The sequence below is a fragment of the Paenibacillus sp. MAH-35 genome, from assembly GCF_058135425.1.
Window position 1 is genome coordinate 1 of the sequence record NZ_JBYUPU010000022.1, and the last position, 24,227, is coordinate 24,227.

Below are 24,227 nucleotides of genomic sequence, written 5' to 3' on the forward strand. Positions count from 1 at the left end.
ATATAAAAGTGCTATTAATAGAATTAATGGAAATAAATACAAATATTAAAAATAAGACTATTCGCTGTTTTCGGATCGGACTTCTATGTCGCCAAACAAAAAGAGATGCTCCGGATTGTTTTACTCCGGCAGCATCTCTTTAAGAGGTTTATACAACGATAACGTGCTGATGGTAAGGCGGCGTACTTTCTTTGCCGAGGCGGGAACCGTCTCTTAAGTCCGGCCGCGTCCGGATACATGGCAGCAGCCGGTACCGGCTGGAAGCGGCATGCAAGGAACGGGATGAAGAATACGAATCACATACGGATGATAAATGTCGCGATAGACGACAACGGGACGGACGTAGAGCGTATAGGCGGGCGCCGGCGTATAGGGAAAGGGGACAGGCCTCATGTTGGTTCCAGCTCCTTTACGGCAAACGATACTACACTATATGTCTCCGGGGCGGAAGCGGAGAGGGCGGCTGCCCAGCGGCAATCGGACACACGGAACTATCGGTCCTTTCCCCTGTAATAGGTGGGAGCGACCCCTTCCGCCTTGCGGAAGGCCCGGCTAAATGCATGAATGCCCGGGAAGCCGAGCCGCTGCGCGATTTCGGTAACGGGCAGCGTCGTGAATTGGATAAGCTCCTTCGCTTTTTCGATTCGTGTGCTCTGGTAATATTTCATCGGAGGGACGCCGAAGGCTCCTTTAAAGGAACGGATGAAATAATATTTGCTCATATTAGATGCGGCAGCCAGCTCGTCGACGGACAGGCGGCGGTCCAGATTGCGGGAAATATGCAGCTTGGCCGCTTGCAGCGCTTCCATATTGGTCAGCACATGTTCGTGCTCCTGCCAGTACAATTCGCGCAGCAGCTGCGTCCATAGCTGAATGAACATCCCTTTCACGTTCGTTTCATAAAACGGTAGCTTTCGCTCGTATTCGTCCACGATGCCGAGCAGCATCGATTCAAACAGGGCGCTGCTCCGCAGGCGGACCCGGCTGGGCAACTGCATGGGCGGCGAGGACAACACGTCGTCGCGAAACCAGCGCAGCTCCTGTTCGCTCATCTGATCCATTGGCTTAAAGCTGATCTTCACCTCGGGGCTGTCCGGCCGTTCGATCAGGTCAAAATGAATATGAGGCTGGCGCAGCGCGGGACATCCCGGAGCAAGCCGGATCGAGTGGCGCTCCCGGGGCTTGAACAGAAAGATGTCGCCGGGCACGCCCTCGTAGGTAATATCGCTGACCGTCACGATAATGTGCCCTTCCTTTACGTAAAGCAGCTCGTAGTCGAACAGGACACGCTCGTGCAGCACCCAGCCGGCTGGGGCCGTGTGATCGAGAGCTGTTCGTATATAGGGAGATAACAGCGATACATTCATAGCGGCAAGCCTCTCTTTTCCCGATAGTACAATTAAGTATAGAGGGCGGAGCGTGCCAAAACAATCGCTGATAAGCAGGGGCAAGATAGCGGGAAAATAACAATTGGGTGACAATCGCCAATAAAACAAACTAATTTAATTGGAATAGAAGGTTAAATTGTCGAAAAATGATTGACGCCGGCGTTGGGCGGTGCTATTATACTATCTATCAATTCCGATCTGGCGGATTGGGATTGATGGATACAGACCGATCTGTACGTCATTCCAGAAATCGGTCCACAGATACGGAGTACCGGAGAGGGGTAACAGGCCATGAGAAACAGAAAGTCTTACATCGCCGTCGTGCTGGCCGTCGTGCTGGCTATGATGCTGGCAGCGTGCTCGACCAAGCAGGAGCCTGCAGGATCGGCGACGAATGCGGGGGGCGGCGGAGAGCAGCCACCGCTTAACGGCAAGAAAATTGCACTAATTATGGAATTTAACCAAGGAACGTTCTCCGCTCAGTACATAGCGGGCGTAACCGAGCAGGTCGAGAAGCTGGGCGGCAAAGTGACCGTATTCAGCGCCGAAACCGATATGAACAAAATGATCGCGAACCTGGATGCCGCAGTCAACCAGAAGTTCGACGGCATCCTGATCGACCACGGCAAGCCGGAAGCGCTCGAAGCCGGAGTGAAAAAGGCGCTGGAGCGTAAAATTCCGGTCGTCGCTTTTGATACCGATCTGAAAGTGCCCGGCGTTACCGTATTGTCCCAAGGCGACCAGCAGATGGCGAAGGTCACGCTGGAGAAAATGGCTCAAGATATCGGCGGCAAAGGCAGCATCGTCAAAATCTGGGTAGCCGGATTCGCTCCGATGGAACGCCGTCAACTGGCGTACAAAGAGTTTATGGACAAAAACAAAGATATTAAAGAAATCGCGGCATTCGGAGCGGCTACGAACAATACGGCGCTCGATACGCAGGCGCAGATGGAAGCGATTCTGAAGAAGTATCCGAACAAAGGCGATATCACCGCAGTATGGGCGGCATGGGACGAGTTTGCCAAAGGCGCATCCCGCGCTATCCAGCAGGCGGGTCGTACGGAGATTAAAGTATACGGTATCGATCTGAGCGATGAGGACCTGCAAATGATCCAAGACAAAAACGGACCGTGGATCGCCTCCGCTGCCGTCGATCCGAAAGATATCGGCCGCGTGCAAGCCCGTTACCTGTATCAGAAGTTTCTGGGCGAGTCGGCGCCGGACAGCGTCGTGCTGGAACCGGTATTCGTCTCCCGCGATCAGCTCCCGACGGACAAAGCGGTATCGACGACCCAGCTCGGCGATTATGTCAAAGGCTGGAGCGGCAGCCAGCAAGGCTTGTCGGACAAGGTGAAGGAACTGGAGAAACAGATTCAGAAATAAAGGTTAGATAGACAAGCTCCCATCGGCGGCAAGCCGGTGGGATTTCGCATGTATCGGCGGAATGCAGGAAGGGGCTGGTAAATCGATGAGCGGAATGCTGAAAATGGAGCAAATCGGCAAGTTTTTCCCTGGCGTCCGTGCGCTTTCGGGCGTCGATTTTGAAGTGCGTTCCGGCGAAGTTCACGCGCTGCTCGGTGCGAATGGGGCGGGAAAAAGCACGCTGATGAAAGTATTGTCCGGCGCCTACACCGCGGACGAAGGGACGATCACGATCGACGGACAGGCCGTGTCGATTCGGACGCCGATCGACGCGAAGCGTGCGGGCGTCCAGTGCGTCTACCAGGAGGTCGATACCGCTCTGGCTCCCGGATTAAGTGTGGCGGAGAATATTATGCTGGACCGGCTGTCCTACGGCTCGGGCGGCGCTTTTGTAAGCTGGGGAGCGCTCCGGCGGGAAGCGGCTGCCATTCTCGCAGGCATCGGCGTGACGAAGCTGTCCGTCGACAAGCCGGCAGGCGAGCTGCCGATCTCCCAGAAGCAGCTCGTTCTGATTGCTCGAGCTTTGGCGCAGAAAGCAAAATACATCATCCTGGACGAGCCGACGGCTCCTCTCAGCCTGGAGGAAACCGAGAGCCTGTTCCGCACGATGAGAACGTTAAAGTCGGAAGGTGTCGGCCTGATCTTCATCTCCCACCGGCTCCCGGAAGTATTCGAAATCTGCGACCGGATTACGGTGATGAGGGACGGAACACGTGTATCGACCGTAGAAGCGTCCGCAACGTCCGCACCGCAGATCGTGGAGCTGATGCTCGGCAAGTCGCTGGAGGAGGAGTTTCCAAAGCTTCAGGCGGATATCGGAAGCGTGTTGTTCCAGGCGGACAACGTACACGGATCGGGCAAAGTGCACGGCGTTGATCTGGAAGTGCGCAGCGGGGAAATCGTCGGGATCGTCGGACTTGTCGGAGCGGGCAAGACGGAACTGTCCCGCTTGCTGTTCGCCGCGGACCGGATCGATCAGGGGACGCTCCGTATGAACGGAACGGCGCTGAAGCTCAAGGAACCGCAGGATGCGATCCGCGCCGGAATCGTGCTTGTCCCCGAAGAGCGCAGGCAGCAGGGGGTGCTGATCGGGGAGTCGGTGAAAGTAAACTTGACGCTGCCGATTCTGAAACGTCTTGCGCCATCCGGCTGGATTCGGGGCAGAGCCGAGTCGAGACATTCGGCACAGCTCGTCGAACAGCTCGGCGTGAAAACGCCGCATATCGAGCAGACGGTCGGTTACTTGAGCGGAGGGAATCAGCAGAAGGTCGCGATCGGCAAATGGCTGCCGACCGAGGCGAAGCTTTATATGTTCGACGAACCGACCAAAGGGATCGACATCGGCGCCAAAAGCGATATTTTCCGCTTGATCGGGCAGCTGGCCCGGCAAGGGAAAGGCGTGCTGTATCTGTCTTCGGAAATGAACGAAATCATCGGCATCTCGGACCGGATACTTGTCATGTGCGACGGCCGGATCGTCAAGGAGTTTAATCGAGGCGAGGCGACGGAAGAGCAAATTCTGCTGTTCGCAAGCGCCGGAAAGGAGCAGGAGGATGAAAAGTAAGCTTTTGGATTTGTCTTTCAAGTACGGCGCTCTGGTCGTCATAGCCGGTGTATTCCTCTTTTTCTCGATAGCGAACGAAAACTTTTTAACCTACGGCAATATCGCCGATATATTGCGTTCGATCTCGATCGTGACGTTTATTGCGATCGGGGTGACGTTATCACAAATCGTAGACGGCTTCGACTTGTCGGTCGGCTCGACCGTCTCCCTGACGACTGTTGCGGCCGCGACGATGATGGTCTGGTTCGAGCAGCCGCTGATCGTCGTCATTCTCGTTCCGATCTTAATCGGCGCGGTCATCGGACTGCTTAACTCGCTGCTCATAATCCGCTTCCGGATTCCCGACCTGCTGGCCACTTTGGCGGTGATGTATATGGTCGGAGGCATTCAGAAGACGTATACGAAGGGATACGCGATCTACAACAACATGCAGATGACCGACGGGACCAAAGCGCCGGGGCAGTTTCTCGAATCGTTCAAGTGGATCGGCCAAGGAGAGCTGCTCGGCGTGCCGGTACCCGTCGTGCTGATGCTGCTGGCGGTGGCGCTCGTTCATATCTTCCTGAAATACACCCGCTGGGGCCGTCAACTGTACATTACGGGTGGCAACCGCGAAGCCGCGAGGCTGTCCGGCATTCCTGTGAACCGTGTCCGGATGATCGCTTATGTGCTGTCCGGCTGCTTTGCCGCCATCGGCGGGCTGCTGTACGCGGCCCGGGTCGGTTCCGGTCAAATCGATGCAGGCGCTCCGCTCCTGATGGAATCGGTAGCGGCGGTGTTCGTCGGATTCTCGGTGCTCGGCGCCGGCAAACCGAACGTCATCGGCACGTTCCTCGGCGCGGTGCTGATCGGCGTGCTGCTGAACGGGCTGACGATGCTGAACATGCCTTATTACGCGTTTGATATTATTAAAGGCGGCGTGCTGGTGCTTGCGCTCGCTATTACGTTCGTCCATCTGAATCGCCGCAGGGTGTAGAAAGTTTACATGTTCTATATAATGCGAGGAGCCGCCGCAAGCTGCGGCTTTTTGTGTTTGGGAAGACGCGAGAGCGCAGCCATTTCCGAAAATAATCGTAGGCGTCCGCCGGGTGCGGTGTTACAATGGGGATGGATTATAACGGAAGACAGCGGTTACTACGAAAGGGGGACTCCCGTGGATCGACAAACGGTTCGGGCATGGGTGATGTACGACTGGGCCAACTCCGCATTCGCCACGACGATGATGGCCGCGGTGCTGCCGATCTTCTACAGCAGCGTAGCTGCGTCGACACTGCAGAACGAACAGCTGGCCACCTCGTATTGGGGGCTTACGCAATCGATTGCTATGCTGTTTGTTGCTGTGCTGACGCCTATATTGGGAGCGGTTGCGGACTATTCGGGCTACAAGATCCGATTTTTGCGGATGTTTTCGTATTTGGGTATCGTGGCTTCGCTTTGCTTTGTATTTGTAGGCAACGGCGACTACGTATTGGCTTCGTTTTTATTTATTCTCGGAACGATCGGATTTACCGGCGGCAATTCGTTTTACGATGCGTTGTTAAACGATCTGGTCGTACCGGAGAAGCGGGATTACATATCGTCCAAAGGTTATGCGTTCGGTTATATCGGCGGGGGGATTCTTCTTGTGATCAACCTGCTGTTAATTGAAAAGTATCAATGGTTCGGACTGCCGGATAAAACGACCGGCACTTATATCTCCTTCGCTTCGGTCGCTTTGTGGTGGTATTTGTTCTCGCTGCCTCTGTTCCGCAAAGTAAAGGATAAAAAAACCGGAGGCAGTCACACGATCGGCCAATATACGGCAATCGGATTTACCCGCATCCGGGATACGTTTAAGCGGATCAGACGGTATCCGGAGCTGCTTAAATATTTGATCGCTTACTGGTTTTTCAATGACGGCATCAGCACGATTATTACGATGGCCACGATTTACGGTACGGAAATCGGCTTGGGTACGGGTCATCTGATCGGCGCGCTTGTCATTACGCAGTTTGTCGGCATCCCGTTCACGCTGCTGTTCGGTAAAATCGCGGAGCGGCTCGGCTCGAAGCGGTCGTTATATATTTCGTTAAGCGTTTACGTGCTGATTGTCTTGCTTGGTTACTTTATGAGCGAGACCTGGCATTTCTACGCGCTAGCGTTTATTGTCGGGATGGTGCAGGGCGGCAGTCAGTCGATCGCCCGTTCGATCTACAGCCGGCTCGTGCCGCAGGACCGTCCGGCGGAATTTTTCGGATTTCTTACGGTGTCCAGCAAATTTTCCGCGATTGTCGGACCGTTTGTCTTTTCGGTAGTCGGTTTGATGACAGGTTCGAGCCGGCTTGGCATACTGGCGCTGGCCGTCTTTTTCATCGTCGGAATCGCTATGCTGATGAAAGTGAATTTGCAAAAAGGCGCGGCAGAGGCGGCAGCGGCGGAGGTTTGACGCTTGCAGCTTCTCTTCTTTACCGCACCGCACCAGAATCGGCCGATGTCCCTCCGGGGCATCGGTTTTTCGATTCTCTCATACAATTAATAGCTCGTCACCTGTCAACCAGCGGAGCGATTGATCCGAGCCAATGCGCCGGGAGAAGCTATGGTCAGGGGCAGGGCATGAGCAAGAGCGAGCGCGAGCGCGAAGCCAAAAGCCATGGTCCAAGCCAAACCCAAGGCCAAACCCAAGGCCAAACCCAAGGCCAAACCCAAGGCCAAACCCAAGGCCAAACCCAAACCCAAAACCGAATAAGAGCGGTTTGTACCCTATTTTGTCCAAAACCCGCTTTGGCGGAAAAATAAGAGCGATCTGTACCCTCTATTATCCCCGAAAATGGTACTCCCCCGCTAATTGGTTGAAATAAGGGGTGCAAGCCGCCTTTATTAGCTGCTGCCCTCCGAAAAAGGCAAAAATAGAGGATGCTAAAGAGACTGTCGATTCATTGTGTAGAAGTGATAGCAGGCCGTTCCAAGTGAAAAGTTACCTTCTTCTGCTCAGACAGGTTGTCCGGAATCCCTTGATTTCATAAGGATTGTAAGGTAGGGGATTCCAGACAAAACTCGCCAGAAGGTAATCTTTTCCCTTTCCACTTGGTTGTCCACAATGAATCGACAGCCTCGCTAAAGACTCCTATTTGTTACAGGGTCAGCTGATTTGCGTTTTCGCGAAGCTGGCCCCTTACGATTTTTGCTAGATGCGGTTGTTGGGTGAGACGAATTTGGTTGTTTTGTAGCGAAGCGATGCATCTAACTAGGCAGCAGAAGTGGGGAACAGGCGAATACATCCGCGATGCCGATCCTTCCTTGGGCAAGCAGCTCCACCAGGATGCGGCTTTTATCATCTAGCCGTATTCCGGTGTTTATTGATCCACCCCAGCAATCCCATGGCGACGACGGCTCCGGCCATTCCAAGCGCCATATCTTTCTGGCTGTCGAACAGATCGCCTTGCATGCCCATGTAATCTTCGCCGGCTTGACTGCCGATCAGGGCGACGACCATCTCCAGTATTTCGAACAAAGCGCTGCAGCCGAACACGATCGACACCGAAACGGCATACGTCCACACTCCGCGAAGATTCGCTTTTCGGACTAGCAGTTCGCGCACCGGATACGCCCACAGTAAGCCGAAAGCAAAATGGACGACCCGGTCGAAGTAGCTGCGCTCCGTATGAAAAGCCGATTTCAGCCAGACGTCGAACGGGGTGCTTTGATACGTATAATGAGCTGCGTACGTATGGAGACAAAAAAAGGCAAACAGCAGCAAATAAGAGAGCGTGCTCAAACGGTACTTCCGGTAGGTAAACGTTAAGGCGAGAACGGCTGCGACGGGGAGCATGTTTTCCATCAACCATTGCATCCGGTTCGTCGGCGATAAGGCCATATATATCCAAAAGGCGGCGTAAACGGCAATAAGAAGCTGCAGCACCCGGTTTCGCCAAAACGGTATATGCGGATTAAGCAGCAGAGGCGTGGAGCTATGTCGTGTGTGTTTCGGATGAGGTGCGGTAAAATCCCGATCCATAGCTTAGGCTGCTCCTTCCTCCTTAATGTAAGGTTAGAGAATCGCCGATCTGCTTTAGTGTGAACGATTGTGGGTAATTCATACATCCGCGACGGGACGGACTTTCGTTCGTCATGAATCCAGCATATGCGGCAAAAGAAAACCCCCTGTTGTCCGCAAAAGGGCTGATAACAGGAGGCTGATTCGATTCGTTTTTCGTTCCGCTGGCGCTGGGAAGTCAAAGCATCGGGTTTGCATGAACGATCTTATGGCCTTCGGAGCAGGGCTTGCCGGTCTCGTACGAGATATCGCCAAGCCGGGCTTCCAGCTTGACGCGAGCATGCGCATGGTCCGAAACTGCTGATCCCGCCGATCCGTTCTCTGCGACAGCCGATTCAGGCGCAATATAGTCCAGCGCCGCTCTCATCAGCGGCTCGCCGTCCTGGATCGCCAGCTCCCACAAGTCCCAGAAGCTTTCGGTATGCCGCTCCTCCAGAATGGAGGGATGCCGCCATTCCTTCCGCGATTCGTTTAGAAAGTCCAGTGCAGGCACTTCCTTCTTGAACAGAAACGGTTCGATCTGACCGAATGTAATCTTCCGTTTGATCGCGGCCGGGTCGTGGAACAGCTTCTGAGCGCGAATCATATCGCGGTATGCATCGTCCCAGTCCCTGGCGGTGAACCGTCCGCCAAGCTCCGGATAGTGCAGCCGCGTCAATCGCTCGAACACTGCAGCAATCCCGCCGGGAAGTGCGCCGCCGGCGTCGATCTCTTTCCAGACGGGAGTGTTCCACGTCTCGATCCCGAGCCGTGTACGAGCGACCAGGGTATCGATAAAAATCTCGAACCGTTGATGGTCCCACTTCTTGAAGCCCGACAAATAAAACACGTACGGGTGCGCATTACGATCGAGAATATGATGGGTCAAAAAGCCAAGCGCGAACACCGTGTCCGGAGCGTTAAGCGGCTTGCCCCGTACCGCTTCTAGCAGATCGAGCAGGAAAGGGCCGCATTGTCTGCTGTGCATGGCGCTTCCTAGCTCGGGCATGCCGGCCGTTTTCTGCCATGGGAGGAAGCGATGATAAAATAAAAAGTCGGGTCCCTGGCAGCCTATATTGTAGACGCGTCGGAGCTCCGGAGAGGCGGATGCCGCCTGAAATCCGACAAGGTCCGCCAGCTCGCGGCCGAATATGAAATGAGTCCAAATGTTAGGCATAGGGAACGCTCCTTTGTTCCCTTATTGTATCAGTCGAGCGGAACGAGCTTCAAGGCGTTGCCGGAGTAAATTTTCCCGAGCACGTCGGCCGGCAGATCTAGGCTGTTCAGCACTTCCTGGTGGACGTTGTCGAAATAGTCCCGTCCGTACAGGATGCGGTCCTGGAACTCGGTCAGGAACGTTTTGGCGAATTCGGGATCGCGGCTGAACGCATTGGCCCCAGAACCGGCGGAGATGTCGCAGTACAGGTTCGGGTATTTGCGCAGCATCTCGCCCACTTTGCCGCCTTCGACTACTTTGCCTTTGGGATAAGCGACCTTGTCGAATTGATCGTCGCCGGAAATATGCGCCCAGAAGCCGGGAGCGTGTCCGAGGAAGGTCGTATCCGGGCATGCTTTGACCGCGCGCTCAAATGCGTCGATACCGCCGCCGTACCACCAGTTCGGACGCGGGTACTTGGAGCCGTGGTCGAATTCGTAGTCGATATGGACGATAACCGGAAGCCCTTTCTCCCCGCAGAAACGGAACAGGCGGATCGCATCCGGATTGTCGTACATCATCCGCAGCTTAATCTCGCCGTACACGCGGACGCCGTACAGCTTGATCGCATGATCGAGCTTGTCGATCGCATCCGGTCGTCGCGGGTCGGGAGCGTAGCCGAGAATGAACTTGTCGGGATATTGCTCGGCGTAAGAGACGCAGCGGCGGAAAGAGATCGGACCGTCGGGCAGCCCGGCGTCGGGAATGCTTTTGTTGTAGGCGGGGTTGTACTCGTCCGCCGGGCACTCCCAGCTAATCAGCCATGTTTTGTCGATGTTGTACTGCTTCATGTTGTCCAGAAAGCGGGTTACGTTGTACCCGTACCAGTCCGGATGGTTGTGGCAGTCGATAATCATAATCGAGTCCCTCGATTCTTATGTATTCGGAAAATGAATGCGGATCGGTATTATTGTAACAAGACATATACAGGTATTCAATCCTTATTCCAATTAAGTGCGCGATTAAAGACAGCTCCGCGATGCAACAGAGGCGGACAGAGTGGAGAAATCAAGCGTAGAAAGATGGAAAGCAAGGGCAAAAGTGCAGTATAATGAGAGCGTTCTGAACGTAACGTAAATTTCCGAAAGGTTGGTCGCACTCATGGCATTTATGCAATGCAGCTTCTCTTCCGATACGCTTAGCATCGGCGTATCGATGAACGTCATTCTTCCCGATCCGAAACCCGGCCAGACGGACCGCAAACTTCCGACGATTTATTTGCTGCACGGACTGTCGGACGATCACACGGCTTGGACGCGTTATACCGCGATCGAGCGGTATGCGAGAACCAAAAACGTGGCCATCGTCATGCCTGCCGTCAACCGCAGCTTCTACACGGATATGGCAAGCGGGTATCCGTACTGGACGTTCGTCAGCGAGGAGCTCCCGGCCAAAGCAAGAGCGTTCTTCCCGTTGTCGGACAAGCGGGAGGATACGTTTGTGGCCGGTTTGTCTATGGGCGGTTATGGCGCCTTTAAGCTGGCGCTTCGCAGGCCGGATCTGTTTGTCGCCGCTGCGAGCTTATCCGGAGCTTTGGATCTCGCAGACGGACCTGAGCGCTGGAGCCGGGATTTCGGCTATATTTTCGGACAAGTGGACCGCATTCCCGAACAGGATGATCTGTTTCGTCTCGCCGAGAAGGTAGCCTTGTCAGATGGACCTAAGCCCAAGCTGTACCAGGCTTGCGGGACGGAAGATTACTTGTATCCGCACAACCAGCGGTTTCTGGCCCATGCGCGGAACGTCGGACTCGATGTCACATACGAGGAAGGTCCCGGACTTCACGAATGGAGCTTCTGGGATTCGTACATCAGCCGCGTGCTGAATTGGCTTCCGATCCGTTCGGACTGAAGGCGCAACCGTTCGCCTTTCTGCCTCGCTTGAAGCGGGGGAGGAAGGAACCGCATAGGAGCGTTTTGTACCCGTTATTTTGTCCGGAAACCTGTTTGGACACAGATTAAGAGCGGTTTGAAGCTGTTAAAATCCTGAAAAGGGTACATTCCCATCAGATTGGTTGAAATAAGGGGGGCAAACCGCCTCTATCCGACCCGGTTTGTCGAGAAGGCCGAAAATAGAAGATGCCAAAAGCTCCTATTTTGTTCAGAGCCCGCGCATACGTTTTGGCGAAAACGACACCGCCCGCTCGGCAGACGAATGGTTGTTTTACGATGCATTATGTATAGCCGCGTTGTTCCCGCAAAATCTCAGTCATGAGCGGTTGGAGCGAAGGTACCGCTTCCCTCCCAGGTACAAACTTGCGGGTCTGCACGTCAAAGGACCGTCCGGATCTTTCCCGGACGGTTTTCTTCTTCATGCTGATTTTACCGTAAAACGTGAAATCCCCCGTAACCGGGATCGGTTAACTACCCGCCAATTATTGCGTGTAACGCGTCTTGTCTTTGCGTTCCTTTTCGTTTTCCGGTTTCTCGGTCAAATCCAAGGCGAATTCCTCGCGATACTGGTCGAGTTGCGAAGGATGTCCAGCCGGGCCGTTCTTTTTCGGCCGATTGTTCCGTCCTGCCATCGGTGTTCACCTCCCGGTTTATGAGATGTTCCAGCTTCAGGCGGGAACTCTTATAGTGTCTCTTGCCGCTCCGATCTCATACGATCGGCGGATGTCCGCAAGTTTCCGGGAGAGGGATAATCCGGTATACTGGACGTAGATACGGAATCAGGAGAGGATGGAAACAGGCATGGCGATAAGAATCGACCGCGAATATATGAATGACATTTTGCTCAGGCTTTTGGCGGTACCCAGTCCCTCCGGGTTTTGCGGCCGCATTATCGGGCTCGTTGAGGAAGAGGCGGCGGCACTCGGCTGTTTAACCGAGCGGACCCCGAAGGGATGTTCGATCCTTACCGTTCACGGCAAAAGCGATGAAGTGCTCGGCATCTCCGCGCATGTCGATACGCTCGGCGCGATGGTTCGGTCCGTCAAGCCAAACGGAACACTCCGGTTCACTCCGGTAGGCGGTTATATGATGCAGTCGGTTGAGAATGAATATTGCCGCGTTCATACGCGCGACGGGCGGGAGTATGAAGGCACGGTATTGTCGGTAAAACCTTCGGTTCACGTATACGGGGACGCAAGAGAGTTGAAGCGGGAAGAGGTGAATATGGAAATCCGGCTCGACGAGCGTGTAGCAAGCAAAGAAGACGTAGCGCAGCTCGGGATTCAGACAGGCGATTACATCTCGTGGGACCCTCGTACGCGCAAGCTGGCTAACGGATACATCAAGTCGCGGCATCTGGACGACAAGGCGGGCGTGGCGGCCGTGCTGGCTATGCTGAAGGCGCTGAAAGATTCGGGAACCGTCCCGGAGCGAACCGTGAAAGTGTTTATCTCGGTGTATGAAGAGGTCGGACACGGATCGTCATCGTTGCCTGCGGATATCCGGGAGCTGATCGCGGTCGATATGGGGGCGATGGGAGACGATCTGGAATGCAAGGAAACCGACGTATCCATCTGCGCCAAAGATTCGTCCGGCCCGTACGATTACGAGATGACTTCGCGGCTTATCGAACTGGCCAAGGAGGAGCGGATTCCGTTTGCCGTCGATATATATCCCAATTACAGTTCGGATGCGACAGCGGCACTTCGTGGCGGCAGCAACATCCGGGCAGCGTTAATCGGTCCGGGCGTACACGCCTCCCACGGCATGGAGCGGACTCACGAAGACGCGATTGCGAATACGGCCGTTTTGCTGCTCGCTTATGTAACGCAGTAACGGCCGGCCGGTGTGTAGCGCCAAACGGAAGGAACTTCTAAAGCGTGCTAAGTGACTCCGGTGAAAGAACCACACCTCCGCAGCAATCCGAAATCCGATCCTTTCCTTGCAATCTCTCCATAATTGTGCAAAGTGTTCAGAACAAACCAAACCAGCCTCCAACTGCCGCTGACAATGCGGAGTTGAAGGCTTTTCATGTTCCCGCATACCGGCTGCACTACTCTTCCGTTACTTTTTGCAGCTTGGCCGGATTGTTGATTTTATACGGTACCGGATGTTTGGTCAGCTTTTTGGCCACGATCTTGCCTTCGAAGGTGAGGACGTCTCCGACCGCAAGGTCCAGCTTTTTCAGAGTGGCGCTGTGGCTGGACCAGGCGGAGCCGAGCTCGATCTCGGGTTCGGTGATGGCTACCGCTTCGTAAATGATAACTTCGTCGTCCGTATCGGAGAAATGGTTCGGCACTGTCGTAAATTCCATCACGGTGGCTGTCATTTTCACTTTTTCTTCCGGCAGTTGAATCTTTTCCTTTTTACCTTTTCCTTTGGCTGCCGGCTCGGGCTTCGATTCCGGAACGGAAGCCGCCGGTTCTTCGGCCGCAGGCTCGTCCGGCGTTGACGCCTGAACTTGTTGAACCTCCTGAGCTACTTGAGCTTCGTGAGCCTCCTGCACTTCCGCCGGTACCGCCGCAGCCGGTTCCGCATCTTCGGCTTCGGTTGGGTCGTCCGACAAAGCTGTAACCCTCCGGCCGAACGTAGAAGCTTGCATTTCTTTCAGATACGAAGGGTGGATGCAATGCCGCTGTTTGTTGTCGAATTCGATGACTGCGGTAATCGGATCGGCCAATCCGATAATGCTGCAAGGGACGTTCAGTCCGTTCCCTTTGTAATAAAATGTTTTGGCTTTCGCCGCTTTCTCCGAAAGCAATCCCCATGCCTTGCACTGCTCCACTAAAGCGGCTTCGTCCTCGAACGAATAAAAAGATCCGGGTTCGATTGTGAACGTATATCCTTGTCCCATCATAAAACGCTCCTTTCTGTTAGGCCCGACAAATTGTCGGCATCTGACCGTTTGGTCGGGTCTGATCCGGTCCTACCGTCCCGGCTTTATTGGTCCGCTTCAAACGCCAAGCGAATCCGCTCCAGCATGCCCGGAGTCGCCACCGCATCGCAAGCGGCGCCTGCAAGCGCCTTGGCGCCGAGGATCATCCCGTCCAGCGCGCGGTTCATCATCGCGTGATCGCGAAATTCCGGCGTGTGCAGCATGAACGGCTCATCAACGACCTGCACGAACGGGTGGATCGCCGGACAGCGGCGGGATACGTTGCCCAGATCAAGCGAACCGTGGTCCTGTCCGGAAAATACGCGGTCGGCCGCAATTCCGAGCTCGTGCAAATTGGCGGTGAACGCCTCCGACAAAGGTTCGTTCGTCCGCAGCTCGTCGTACGAATATTCGTAATTGCTCGTCTTGAGCGTGCACCCCGTCTGCAGCGCAGCGCCTTCAGCGCACCGGATCACTTTGTGCACGGTCTCGTCGGTGTAAGGACGGTTCGCCGACCGTACATAAAATTGCGCGCACGCATAGTCGGGTATGATGTTCGGAGCTTTGCCGCCGTCCGTGATGACGCCGTGGATGCGGGTATGGCTTTCGAGCTGCTGCCGGAGCGCGTTCAGGCTGTTGAACAGAAGCAGCACGGCGTCGAGCGCGTTTACTCCGTCCTGGGGATTGGCGGCGGCGTGCGCCGATTTGCCGTAATATTCGAACTGAAGCGCGTCCATCGCCAGAGAGGAACCCGATTGCTCGTAGCGGTGGAACGGATGCGCCATCAGCGCCAGATCGACATCGTCGAACAACCCGGCTTCGGCCATCGGCACTTTGGCGCCTTTGGTCTCCTCCGCAGGCGTTCCGTAGACGCGTATGGTGCCGCCGGTCGTATCGATCGCCGATTTCAGTCCGATCGCCGCCCCGATTCCCATCGTGCAGATCAGGTGATGGCCGCATGCATGTCCAAGTCCGGGCAGCGCATCGTATTCGCACAGAAAAGCGACCGTCGGTCCGGGCTTGTCCGATTCGTACGTAGCGATGAAGGCGGTATCCAGGCCGAGTATTCCGGTCTCGACGCGGAAACCGTGCTGTCTGAGCTTATCTGTCAGTTTCCCGCACGCCAGCACTTCCTCGTGGCCGAGTTCGGGATGTTCACCGATGAACAGAGCGATTTCCTTAAGCGCGTCCGCGTGATGTTCGATCGTGTTCCAGATGGTCTGTTTCATCCTGGCTCCCCCGTTTCCATAGCGTTATATCCCCATTGTAACAGGAAAGAGCGGCGCAATGCGAACCGGGAGCCTGTCTCCGGGAAGAAAACTTTGCTTGGCGTCGGGGCCCATTCGGCGTTTCTTGAATATGGTATAGCAATGACGACGTGTGGAGGTAGGTTTCATGAAGCGGGAGCTTGCGTATTTGGCGATTGGCGATTCATTGACGGCAGGAGTGGGAGCACTTCCGGAGCACAGTTTCGTACACCGGTATGCCCGGCTTCTTGAGACCGGCTACGGGCGGCAGGTGCGGACGGAAAATGCGGGGATCAGCGGGGCGACGACCGGCGCAGTGCTCGAAACGGTCCGGACGAACGGGCAGGTGCGTTCCGCTGCGGAGCGGTCAACGATCATTACGCTGACCGCCGGCGGAAACGATCTGATTCAGGCGGCAAAGCATTATTTCTTCGATAGCGATACGCGGCATCTGGTGTCCGCCTTAAAGGCGTACCAGCGGAATATCGACTCGATCCTGGAAACGATCCAAGCGATAAAAGCCGGAGGCGATCCTTACTTCGTCCGCGTGCTGGGACTGTACAATCCGCTCCCGGAATTTGCCGAAGCGGCGTTTTGGGTTAATAAATTCAATGAGCATCTGCGTTCGTTTCATGCGGGCGACGTTCAAGTCATCGATGTGTACAATCAGTTTCTCGGCAAGGAAGACAACCTGCTCGCGGACGACCGGTTTCATCCGAATGCGGAAGGGTACCGGATTATCGCGGAAAAGGTGCATGCGGCGGGATATCCGCTTATTCCGGGGATAACTGACGTTTGAACTCCTCGGTCAGCAGCGGCACGACCTCGAACAAATCCCCGACAATTCCGTAATCGGCGATTTTAAAAATCGGCGCTTCCGGATCTTTGTTGATCGCGACGATGACCCGCGAACCGCTCATCCCGGCTACATGCTGAATCGCTCCGCTGATCCCGCAAGCGATGTACAGCTCGGGCGTCACGACCTTGCCCGTCTGGCCGATCTGCAGCGCATAATCGCAGTAGCCGGCGTCGCATGCTCCGCGCGAAGCGCCTACGGCTCCGCCGAGCACATCCGCCAGCTCCGCCAGCGGCCGGAAGCCGTCTGCGCTTTTTACCCCGCGTCCGCCGGACACGATCATTTTCGCTTCCGCAAGATCGGTTTTGCCCGCCGTTCGGCGGACGACCTCCCGGATGACGGTGCGCAGACCGCCGCTGTCCGGAGCGGGGACCGCTTCGACTGCGCAACTGGCCGATTCGGGCTCCTCGGCGGCGCTTCGTTCCGGCTTGCACGGGAAATTGTTCGGCCGGATCGTGACGACCCATGGCTCGCGGAGAAAGATCCGTTTCTCGAAAGCTTTTCCGGCGTAAATCGGACGGGTAAAGGCGAGCGTGCCTTGCTCCGGCGTGATCGCGATGACGTCTGATAGTTGGCCGGCATCGAGCCGGGCGGCCAGCCGCGGGGCAATATCTCGGCCCAAGGCGGTATGTCCGAGCACGACCGCGGCAGGCGGGTTCGAGGCGGCGATCTTCACCAGCGACTGCAGCAGCCGTTCGGTATGAACCGTCTCTCCTGCGGCCAGTTCCTCGGCGAAGATCCGGTCCGTACCGGCAAGGTGCAGCTCGCCGGTATGCGCTTGCGGGTGATGACCCGCCAAGTAAACGGCAACGGTGCCGTCTTCGCCTGCAACCATCCGGGCTGCGGCGACCGCTTCGAGCGATACTTGGCGAAGTGCGCCTTCGCGCAGCTCGGCTACAACGAGTACATAACGGCTCATGGGGACACCTCCTTTTCGGATTCATAACACTTTGGCGTCTTCGCGCAATGCCTGGAGAAGCGACCGTACGCGGTCGGGCGTCTCTCCGCCCAGCAGGCGGCCGGCCTGACGGGGAGCCGGGAGCCGAATTCCGATTGTTTGCGTATAAGGCGCCAGCTCGTTGTCGGACAAGCCCAGATCCGCAGCGGATAAACGCGAGAACGGTTTTTTCTTCGCTTTCATAATGCCCGGAAGCGTCGGATATCGCGGTTCGTTCAGTCCTTGCTGGGCGGTGATCAGAGCAGGCAGGGGAAGCTCCACCGTCTCGTCGTCGCCTTCCGCGTCACGGACCGCGACCGCTCTCCCGCCGGGAGCCGGATCGACCGTCAGCTTCGTGATTGCGCCGGCGTGGGGGAGATCCAGCAGCTCGGCGACGCGCAGCGCCACTTGGCCGGAGCCGCGGTCGACGGAGAAATGTCCGGCGATCACGAGGTCGAAGAGCCTGCTGCGCAAATAGGCGGCGAGTTGCTTGGCGATCACCGCCTCGTCCGCGCCGTCCGGCTCCCCGATCAGCACCGCTTCGTCGGCTCCCATCGCAAGTGCCGTCCGAAGCGCTTCCGCACACCGCTCAGTTCCGACGGACACGACCGTCACTTGGCCGCCGTGCGCGTCCCGCAGCCGGATCGCCTCTTCTACCGCATATTCGTCGTAAGGATTAATGACGAACTTGACGCCGTCCTCATCCACCGCATCGTCCCGGACCCGCACTTTCTCCTCCGTATCGAACGTTTGTTTCAGCAATACGACCACATTCATCGGCTTACCCCTTTCCGTATGGGCTGCTGCGGCCGGCTGGCGGATTCGCGGCTGCGGAGCAGACGAGTATTGTTGTCATGGGACCAGCCCGGCCGAACATACATTGCAAGTAACGCGAATTCGCGTTTTGCGCTTCCTGCCTACCTGATTTATATGAAGCGAAGCCCGGGAATAATCCGGCCGGCAGGGCAAAAGCGGAAAGGAGCGTGTGTATTTGTGGTCTGGAAAGTCGTCCATTTCGCTTTATTTCTAGCTGCGACCGGCTATGGCGCGTTGCTGTTCGGGAAGGCGGTATCCCACCGGATCGCTTACATGAGGCTGGGGCCGCCCGAGAGTTCGGCCCGCCTCGACCGCCGCCGTGCGCGCGAATGGGTCGCCCAGTTATTCGGACACCGCAAGCTGATGAAAGATCGCCGAAGCGGGATCATGCATCTCCTTGTTTTTTACGGCTTCATCGTCCTTCAGTTCGGGGCGGTGGACATCGTGCTGAATGGGTTGTTCGGCGTCCGGCTGCCTGTGCCCGCCTACGACCTGTTTGTGCTCTCCCAAGAGATTACCGTCGTGGCGGTGCTTGCGGCGATCGGTTATGCGGGGTATCGCAGGTACGGGGAAAAGCTGGCGAGGCTGAAGCGAGACTGGAAGCCGAGTATTGTATTGTATTTTATCGGAGCCTTGCTGCTGTCGGTGCTGCTCGTATCTGCTTTCGAAAGACTGTGGCACGACCTGCCCGCTTCGCCGCTCGCGCCGGTGGCATCGCTGCTTGCCGCAGCGATGAGCGGCCTGGCCGGGAGCGTAACCGCAGCGGTGTTTTATTACGCCGCCTGGTGGGCGCATTTGCTCATTTTGCTCGCCTTTCTCATATATGTCCCCCAATCCAAACATTTTCATCTGCTGACGGCTCCGGTGAATTTGGCTTTGGCCCGCTCGTCTCCGCCGGGGAAGCTGCGGACGCTCGATCTGGAGGACGAGAATGCGGAGTCGTTCGGCGCGGGAGCGGTGGAGCAGTTTACGAGCAAGCAGCTGCTCGATCTGTACGCTTGTGTAGAGTGCGGCCGCTGTACGAACGTCTGCCCGGCTTCGGGGACCGGGAAATTGTTGTCTCCGATGCATCTGATCGTCAAGCTGCGCGATCATCTGACCGAGAAGGGGGCGGCGGTAACTTCGAAATCGCCCTGGGTGCCCGCATTCGCTTTCCCCGGCACCGCAGGTTCGGCCTCCGTGTTCCGGCCGGAAGAGCCTGCCGGACGGGAATGGAGCGGCGGCGGAATTACGGATATCGGCCCGACGATGGAGCTGCAGAAGAAAAGCTGGATCAAGGCGGGCAGCGGCGCGGAAGGAGAAAGCGCCGGGTCCGGAACGGCGACTGCGATCGCGGATGTAAACCTGGTTGGCGACATCATGAGCCCGGAAGAGCTGTGGTCCTGCACGACATGCCGCAATTGCGAAGACCAGTGCCCGGTCGGCAACGAGCATGTCGATAAAATTATCGATATGCGTCGGTATCTGGTGCTGACGGAAGGAAGCATGCCTCACGACGGCCAGCGCGCCTTACAAAACATCGAACGCCAAAGCAATCCCTGGGGGATCAGCCGTGGCGACCGCGCCAAATGGCTGGAGGAAGTGAAAGGAATATGGGTTCCGACGGTCCGGGATCTGCCGGATTTCGACTATTTGCTGTTCGTCGGATCGATGGGCTCTTACGATAACCGGACCAAAAAGGTGACCGTCGCGCTCGTCAAGCTGCTGGCCCATGCCGGCGTCCGGTTCGCGATTCTCGGTGCCGAGGAGCGCAATTCCGGCGATACGCCGAGGCGGATGGGCAACGAGCTGTTGTTTCAGCAGCTGTGCCAAGAAAATATTGCAGTGTTCCAAACGTACAACGTGCGTAAAATTGTAACCGCCTGTCCGCATACGTACAATACGCTGAAGCACGAGTATCCGGAGTTCGGCCTGGATGACGGCGTCGAAGTGTTCCATCACACCGAGCTGCTCGCCCGGCTGTTGGAGGAAGGGAAGCTGGTACCGCAGCATGCGGTCCGGCAGCGGACGACGTATCACGATTCCTGCTACTTGGGGCGGTACAACGGCACCTACGAAGCTCCGCGGGATATTTTAAGAGCGATACCGGGCTTGACTCTCGCCGAAATGGACAGATCCGGAGCTAATGCGATGTGCTGCGGGGCCGGCGGCGGTCTGATGTGGCTGGAGGAGAGCCGGGGCAAGCGGATCAACGTGGCCCGGACCGAGCAGGCGCTCGCCGTAGAGCCGGCCGTGATCGCCAGCGCTTGTCCGTATTGCCTGACGATGATGGAGGACGGTACGAAGCAGCTGTCCGCAGAGGATCGTGTGGCGGCGAAAGACGTCGCCGAGCTGCTGGCGGAATCGGTGTTCGGGCCGCGGAGTTAACGCATCAAGATGCCAAGAAGGAGGGACTTACCGTATGAGAACGATCCGAACGGTCGCCGTTATCGGCTCCGGCGTGATGGGGGCGGGGATCGCGGCGCATCTGGCGAATGCGGGCATTCATGTATGGCTGCTCGACCGCATACCGGAACGGCTTACGCCGGAAGAGGAAGAGGCCGGACGAACGATCCGGCATCCGGACGTGCGCAACCGGCTGGCGAGAGAAGCGATCATCCGGCTGAAGAAGACGAATCCGGCTGTTTTTTTCGAAGAACGGTGCGCGGAGCTGATCCGTATAGGCAACGTGGAGGACGATCTGCATCGGCTGAAGGAAACGGACTGGATTATTGAGGCGATCACCGAACGGCTGGATGACAAGCGGGAGCTGCTGAGTCGGATCGAACCGGTATGGACGCCGGGAACGGTCGTCAGCTCGAATACGTCGGGCATCTCGATCGCCGCGATGGCGGAAGCGGTCGGGCCGGAGCTGCGCTCCTATTTTCTCGGGACTCATTTCTTCAACCCTCCCCGGTATATGCCGCTCGTCGAAGTCATTCCGGGACCCGCGACGAAGCTGGACGTATTGTCCGGGATGAAGCAGTTTCTCGGCCACCGGCTCGGCAAAGGCGTCGTATTTGCCAAGGACACGCCGAATTTTATCGCCAACCGGATCGGGACCTACGGATTGCTCGTCACGCTGCGGCTCATGGCCGAGCGGGGTTATACGGTCGGGGAGATTGACGCCGTAACGGGCCCTGTGCTTGCCAGGCCCAAAAGCGCCACGTTCCGCACGCTTGATCTGGTCGGCCTGGATACGTTCGTCCATGTAGCCAAAAACGTGTACGATCATGCCTCCGATCCGGCGGAGAAGGCGACGTTCGACACTCCGGAGCTGCTGGCGGACATGACCCGCCTCGGGTGGCTAGGCGAGAAGGCCGGGCAAGGATTTTACAAAAAAGTGAAGACAGATACGGGTTCCCGGATCTTGGAGCTGAATCCGGCCACTATGCAGTATGCGGAGGCTTCGCCGGTGAAGGCGGCATCGCTGGAGGCGGCTCGAGCAGCCAAAGGGGCGGCGGCGAAGTGCAGGGCTTTGCTCGGAGGCGAAGACCGGTATGCCGAGCTGGCCTGGGAAGTCGTTAAGCCGGTTCTCCTCTATGCGGCCGACAAAGCGGATGAAATCGCGGATACGATCGCCGATGTGGACAAAGCGATGCGGCTCGGCTTCAACTGGGAGCTCGGCCCGTTCGAGTTGTGGGACGCGATCGGGCTTGCCCGGTCGGCAGCGCGCATGGAAGCCGAAGGGGCGATCGTCCCGGACTGGGTGAAGCGGTGGATCGAGGCCGGCAACGCGACGTTTTACAAGCGGGAGAACGGCAGCAGGCGGTATGCCCACGCCGGGCAGTACGTACAGCTCGTGGACGATATCGAGCATCTCTCCCTCCGGGGCTTGAAGGACAAAGGACGCACCGTGCTGTCCAACGGCGGCGCGAGTCTGATCGACATCGGTGAAGAGGTCGCTTGTCTGGAGTTCCATTCGCCGAGCAATGCGATCGGCAGCGATATTTTGACGATGATCCGCAAAAGCGTGGAAGAGGTGCGCCGCCATTACCGCGGACTTGTTATTGCGAACGAAGGCCGCAACTTTTGCGTCGGAGCCAATCTGATGCTGCTCTTGATGGAAGCTCAGGAAGAAGAATGGGACGAAGTGGACCGGATTATTCGCGTGTTCCAGGAGGCGATGATGGAGCTGAAGACGGCCGGACGCCCGGTGGTGGCGGCGCCGCATCGGATGACGCTGGGCGGGGGCGTCGAGGTGTGCATGGCCGCAGACCGGGTGACGGCTTACGCGGAAACCTACTACGGCCTTGTGGAAGCCGGAGTCGGCCTGATCCCGGCGGGCGGAGGAACGAAGGAAATGGCGCTCCGTGCGGCGGAATTGACGGCGGCTGGCGGCGACGATCTGCAGCCGGCGGTCAACCGCGCATTCGAGGTGATCGGCATGGCCAAGGTGTCGACGAGCGCGCCGGAAGCCGTTCGTCTCGGGCTTATGCGGAGCGCGGACCGGACGGTGATGAACCGCGACCGGCTCGTGCACGAGGCGCGGCGCACCGTGCTGGAGCTGCACCGCGACGGTTATGCCCGCCGAAGCGGCGAGCCGGTCCGGGTCGTTGGCCGCGAAGGGAAAGCGGTGCTGCTGGCCGGAGCGCAGTCGATGCGGGAAGGCGGATACATCTCGGAGCACGACTTCAAAATTGCGCGAAAGCTGGCCCATGTGCTGGCCGGAGGAGACGTGCCCTCGGGTACGCAGGTCACGGAAGCGTATATGCTCGATCTGGAGCGCGAAGCGTTTCTGAGCTTGTGCGGCGAACCGAAGACGCAGGCGCGTATGAAGCATATGCTGTCGGCAGGCAAGCCGCTGAGAAACTGACGGGAGGTGGCTTCTATGGAGGAGGCGGTAATCGTATCGGCTGTCCGGACAGCCGTAGGCCGGGGACGCAAAGGCTCGCTTGCCCAGACGCGGCCCGAAGATTTGGGCAAAACCGTGCTGCAGGCCGCTGTGGAGCGGGTTCCCGGTCTGACGAAAGAGCAGGTGGACGATATCGTGATCGGCTGCGCAATGCCCGAGGGAGAGCAGGGGCTTAACTTCGCCAGAGCGATGGCTTTGTATTCCGGGTTCCCGGTAACGGTGCCGGCGATAACGGTCAACCGGTTCTGCTCATCCGGCTTGCAGGCGATAGCGTATGCGGCCGAACGCATTCAGCTGGGGTATGCGGATACGATCATTGCCGGAGGGGTAGAGAGCATGAGCCGCGTCCCGATGACGGGCTTCAAGCCTTCCCCGCACCCGGAGCTGATCGCAAGTATGCCCGAAGTGTATATGGGCATGGGTCATACGGCCGAACGGGTGGCGGCCAGATACGGCATCACCCGGGAAGAGCAGGACCGGTTTGCCTGCACCAGCCACGCGAAGGCGGCGACCTCGCAAGCGGCGGGAACATTTAAAGACGAGATCGTCCCGGTCGATACGGCAGTTCGCGGATTCGATCCCGAACGGGGCGCATGGACGAAGCCGCTCCGCTTCGATACGGACGAGTGCATTCGGGCGGATACGTCCATGGAGGTGCTGGCCTCTCTGAAGCCGGCTTTCTCGGCCAAAGGCACGGTAACGGCGGGCAACGCGTCGCCGGTCAGCGACGGCGCGAGCGCCTTGACCGTGATGAGCAGGCGCAAAGCCGAGGCGCTCGGCCTGAAGCCGCTCGCGGCGTTCCGTTCCTTTGCGGTCGCCGGGGTAGCGCCGGAGCTGATGGGAATCGGGCCGGTCGAAGCGATTCCGAAAGCTTTGCGCCTTGCCGGTATCGGCCGGGACGAGGTGCGTTTATTCGAAATTAACGAAGCCTTCGCCTCGCAGTGCATTCAGGTGATCCGTCAGCTTGAGCTGGACGAAGCGAAGGTGAACGTCAACGGAGGCGCGATCGCGCTCGGCCACCCGCTGGGTTGCACGGGAGCCAAGCTGGCGGCGACGTTAATCCGCGAGCTGGGCAGGCGCGGCGGCGGTTACGGCGTCGTCTCGATGTGTATCGGCGGCGGCATGGGGGCGGCAGGCGTATTTGAAGTTTATGAAGGCTGAAGGAGGA

General features: G+C 57.3%; 20 protein-coding genes. 10 read left to right on the forward strand and 10 right to left on the reverse strand.

Translation table 11 applies throughout. The annotated features are described in order from the left end of the window. Positions 1 to 213 precede the first annotated feature (213 nt). Both AC3Y2E_RS21245 and AC3Y2E_RS21250 read right to left on the reverse strand, forming a co-directional pair. Positions 214 to 393, reverse strand: a complete 180-nt coding sequence (locus AC3Y2E_RS21245) for a hypothetical protein (RefSeq protein ID WP_379213883.1) — start codon at positions 391 to 393, stop codon at positions 214 to 216. A gap of 98 nt (positions 394 to 491) precedes the next feature. Further along, on the reverse strand, positions 492 to 1,367 hold the full coding sequence (locus AC3Y2E_RS21250) for a helix-turn-helix domain-containing protein (protein WP_379213885.1): 876 nt from the start codon (positions 1,365 to 1,367) through the stop codon (positions 492 to 494). A gap of 312 nt (positions 1,368 to 1,679) precedes the next feature. Between AC3Y2E_RS21250 and AC3Y2E_RS21255 the strand changes: the two genes are divergently transcribed. From AC3Y2E_RS21255 to AC3Y2E_RS21270, 4 genes are all read left to right on the forward strand, one after another. After that, positions 1,680 to 2,771: a sugar ABC transporter substrate-binding protein gene (locus tag AC3Y2E_RS21255; RefSeq protein WP_379213887.1), complete on the forward strand. Its 1,092-nt coding sequence runs from the start codon at positions 1,680 to 1,682 to the stop codon at positions 2,769 to 2,771. Between the two features lie 85 nt (positions 2,772 to 2,856). After that, positions 2,857 to 4,374, forward strand: coding sequence for a sugar ABC transporter ATP-binding protein (locus AC3Y2E_RS21260; protein ID WP_379213889.1), 1,518 nt, complete (start codon positions 2,857 to 2,859; stop codon positions 4,372 to 4,374). Then, positions 4,364 to 5,350, forward strand: a complete 987-nt coding sequence (locus tag AC3Y2E_RS21265) for an ABC transporter permease (RefSeq protein ID WP_190930783.1) — start codon at positions 4,364 to 4,366, stop codon at positions 5,348 to 5,350. Before AC3Y2E_RS21260 ends, AC3Y2E_RS21265 begins: the two co-directional genes overlap by 11 nt. Positions 5,351 to 5,527: 177 nt before the next feature. After that, positions 5,528 to 6,799, forward strand: coding sequence for an MFS transporter (locus AC3Y2E_RS21270; protein ID WP_379213892.1), 1,272 nt, complete (start codon positions 5,528 to 5,530; stop codon positions 6,797 to 6,799). Positions 6,800 to 7,684: 885 nt separating this feature from the next. Here AC3Y2E_RS21270 and AC3Y2E_RS21275 read toward each other — a convergent pair. The 3 genes from AC3Y2E_RS21275 to AC3Y2E_RS21285 form a co-directional block, all read right to left on the reverse strand. Next, a complete protein-coding gene (locus AC3Y2E_RS21275; RefSeq protein WP_379213894.1) occupies positions 7,685 to 8,368 on the reverse strand; it encodes a DUF2238 domain-containing protein in 684 nt (227 codons plus the stop codon). Positions 8,369 to 8,585: 217 nt separating this feature from the next. Further along, a complete protein-coding gene (locus AC3Y2E_RS21280; RefSeq protein ID WP_379213896.1) occupies positions 8,586 to 9,563 on the reverse strand; it encodes a zinc dependent phospholipase C family protein in 978 nt (325 codons plus the stop codon). Between the two features lie 29 nt (positions 9,564 to 9,592). Continuing rightward, positions 9,593 to 10,459 (reverse strand): amidohydrolase family protein, encoded by an 867-nt coding sequence (locus AC3Y2E_RS21285; RefSeq protein WP_332073703.1) that lies wholly within the window; start codon positions 10,457 to 10,459, stop codon positions 9,593 to 9,595. Between the two features lie 244 nt (positions 10,460 to 10,703). On the opposite strand from AC3Y2E_RS21285, the gene AC3Y2E_RS21290 reads away from it, so the two are divergent. Next, positions 10,704 to 11,453: an alpha/beta hydrolase gene (locus AC3Y2E_RS21290; RefSeq protein WP_379213899.1), complete on the forward strand. Its 750-nt coding sequence runs from the start codon at positions 10,704 to 10,706 to the stop codon at positions 11,451 to 11,453. 523 nt (positions 11,454 to 11,976) lie between these two features. On the opposite strand, the gene AC3Y2E_RS21295 is transcribed toward AC3Y2E_RS21290, so the two are convergent. Then, positions 11,977 to 12,126, reverse strand: a complete 150-nt coding sequence (locus tag AC3Y2E_RS21295) for a hypothetical protein (RefSeq protein ID WP_332073705.1) — start codon at positions 12,124 to 12,126, stop codon at positions 11,977 to 11,979. A 169-nt stretch (positions 12,127 to 12,295) separates the two neighbouring features. Between AC3Y2E_RS21295 and AC3Y2E_RS21300 the strand changes: the two genes are divergently transcribed. Beyond that, a complete protein-coding gene (locus tag AC3Y2E_RS21300; RefSeq protein ID WP_379213901.1) occupies positions 12,296 to 13,330 on the forward strand; it encodes a M42 family metallopeptidase in 1,035 nt (344 codons plus the stop codon). Between the two features lie 217 nt (positions 13,331 to 13,547). Here AC3Y2E_RS21300 and AC3Y2E_RS21305 read toward each other — a convergent pair whose 3' ends face one another. Together AC3Y2E_RS21305 and AC3Y2E_RS21310 are read right to left on the reverse strand one after the other, a co-directional pair. Continuing rightward, a complete protein-coding gene (locus AC3Y2E_RS21305; RefSeq protein ID WP_379213903.1) occupies positions 13,548 to 14,351 on the reverse strand; it encodes a hypothetical protein in 804 nt (267 codons plus the stop codon). Positions 14,352 to 14,434: 83 nt separating this feature from the next. Next, the gene (locus AC3Y2E_RS21310) at positions 14,435 to 15,598 is read right to left on the reverse strand and encodes a M20 family metallopeptidase (protein ID WP_379213905.1); all 1,164 of its coding nucleotides are present in this window, start codon (positions 15,596 to 15,598) and stop codon (positions 14,435 to 14,437) included. A 166-nt stretch (positions 15,599 to 15,764) separates the two neighbouring features. On the opposite strand from AC3Y2E_RS21310, the gene AC3Y2E_RS21315 reads away from it, so the two are divergent. Then, complete coding sequence (locus AC3Y2E_RS21315) at positions 15,765 to 16,415, forward strand: GDSL-type esterase/lipase family protein (protein WP_379213907.1); 651 nt, start codon at positions 15,765 to 15,767, stop codon at positions 16,413 to 16,415. On the opposite strand, the gene AC3Y2E_RS21320 is transcribed toward AC3Y2E_RS21315, so the two are convergent. Together AC3Y2E_RS21320 and AC3Y2E_RS21325 are read right to left on the reverse strand one after the other, a co-directional pair. Then, complete coding sequence (locus AC3Y2E_RS21320; RefSeq protein ID WP_379213909.1) at positions 16,390 to 17,391, reverse strand: electron transfer flavoprotein subunit alpha/FixB family protein; 1,002 nt, start codon at positions 17,389 to 17,391, stop codon at positions 16,390 to 16,392. The genes AC3Y2E_RS21315 and AC3Y2E_RS21320 overlap by 26 nt on opposite strands. Positions 17,392 to 17,412: 21 nt before the next feature. After that, positions 17,413 to 18,186: an electron transfer flavoprotein subunit beta/FixA family protein gene (locus AC3Y2E_RS21325; RefSeq protein WP_379213911.1), complete on the reverse strand. Its 774-nt coding sequence runs from the start codon at positions 18,184 to 18,186 to the stop codon at positions 17,413 to 17,415. A 216-nt stretch (positions 18,187 to 18,402) separates the two neighbouring features. Between AC3Y2E_RS21325 and AC3Y2E_RS21330 the strand changes: the two genes are divergently transcribed. Genes AC3Y2E_RS21330 through AC3Y2E_RS21340 form a run of 3 tightly spaced genes read left to right on the forward strand, consistent with a single transcriptional unit; the run spans position 18,403 to position 24,220 of the window. Then, positions 18,403 to 20,592 (forward strand): (Fe-S)-binding protein, encoded by a 2,190-nt coding sequence (locus AC3Y2E_RS21330; RefSeq protein ID WP_379213913.1) that lies wholly within the window; start codon positions 18,403 to 18,405, stop codon positions 20,590 to 20,592. Between the two features lie 34 nt (positions 20,593 to 20,626). Next, positions 20,627 to 23,020, forward strand: coding sequence for a 3-hydroxyacyl-CoA dehydrogenase/enoyl-CoA hydratase family protein (locus AC3Y2E_RS21335; RefSeq protein WP_379213915.1), 2,394 nt, complete (start codon positions 20,627 to 20,629; stop codon positions 23,018 to 23,020). Positions 23,021 to 23,035: 15 nt separating this feature from the next. After that, a complete protein-coding gene (locus AC3Y2E_RS21340; protein ID WP_379213917.1) occupies positions 23,036 to 24,220 on the forward strand; it encodes an acetyl-CoA C-acyltransferase in 1,185 nt (394 codons plus the stop codon). Positions 24,221 to 24,227: the final 7 nt, after the last annotated feature.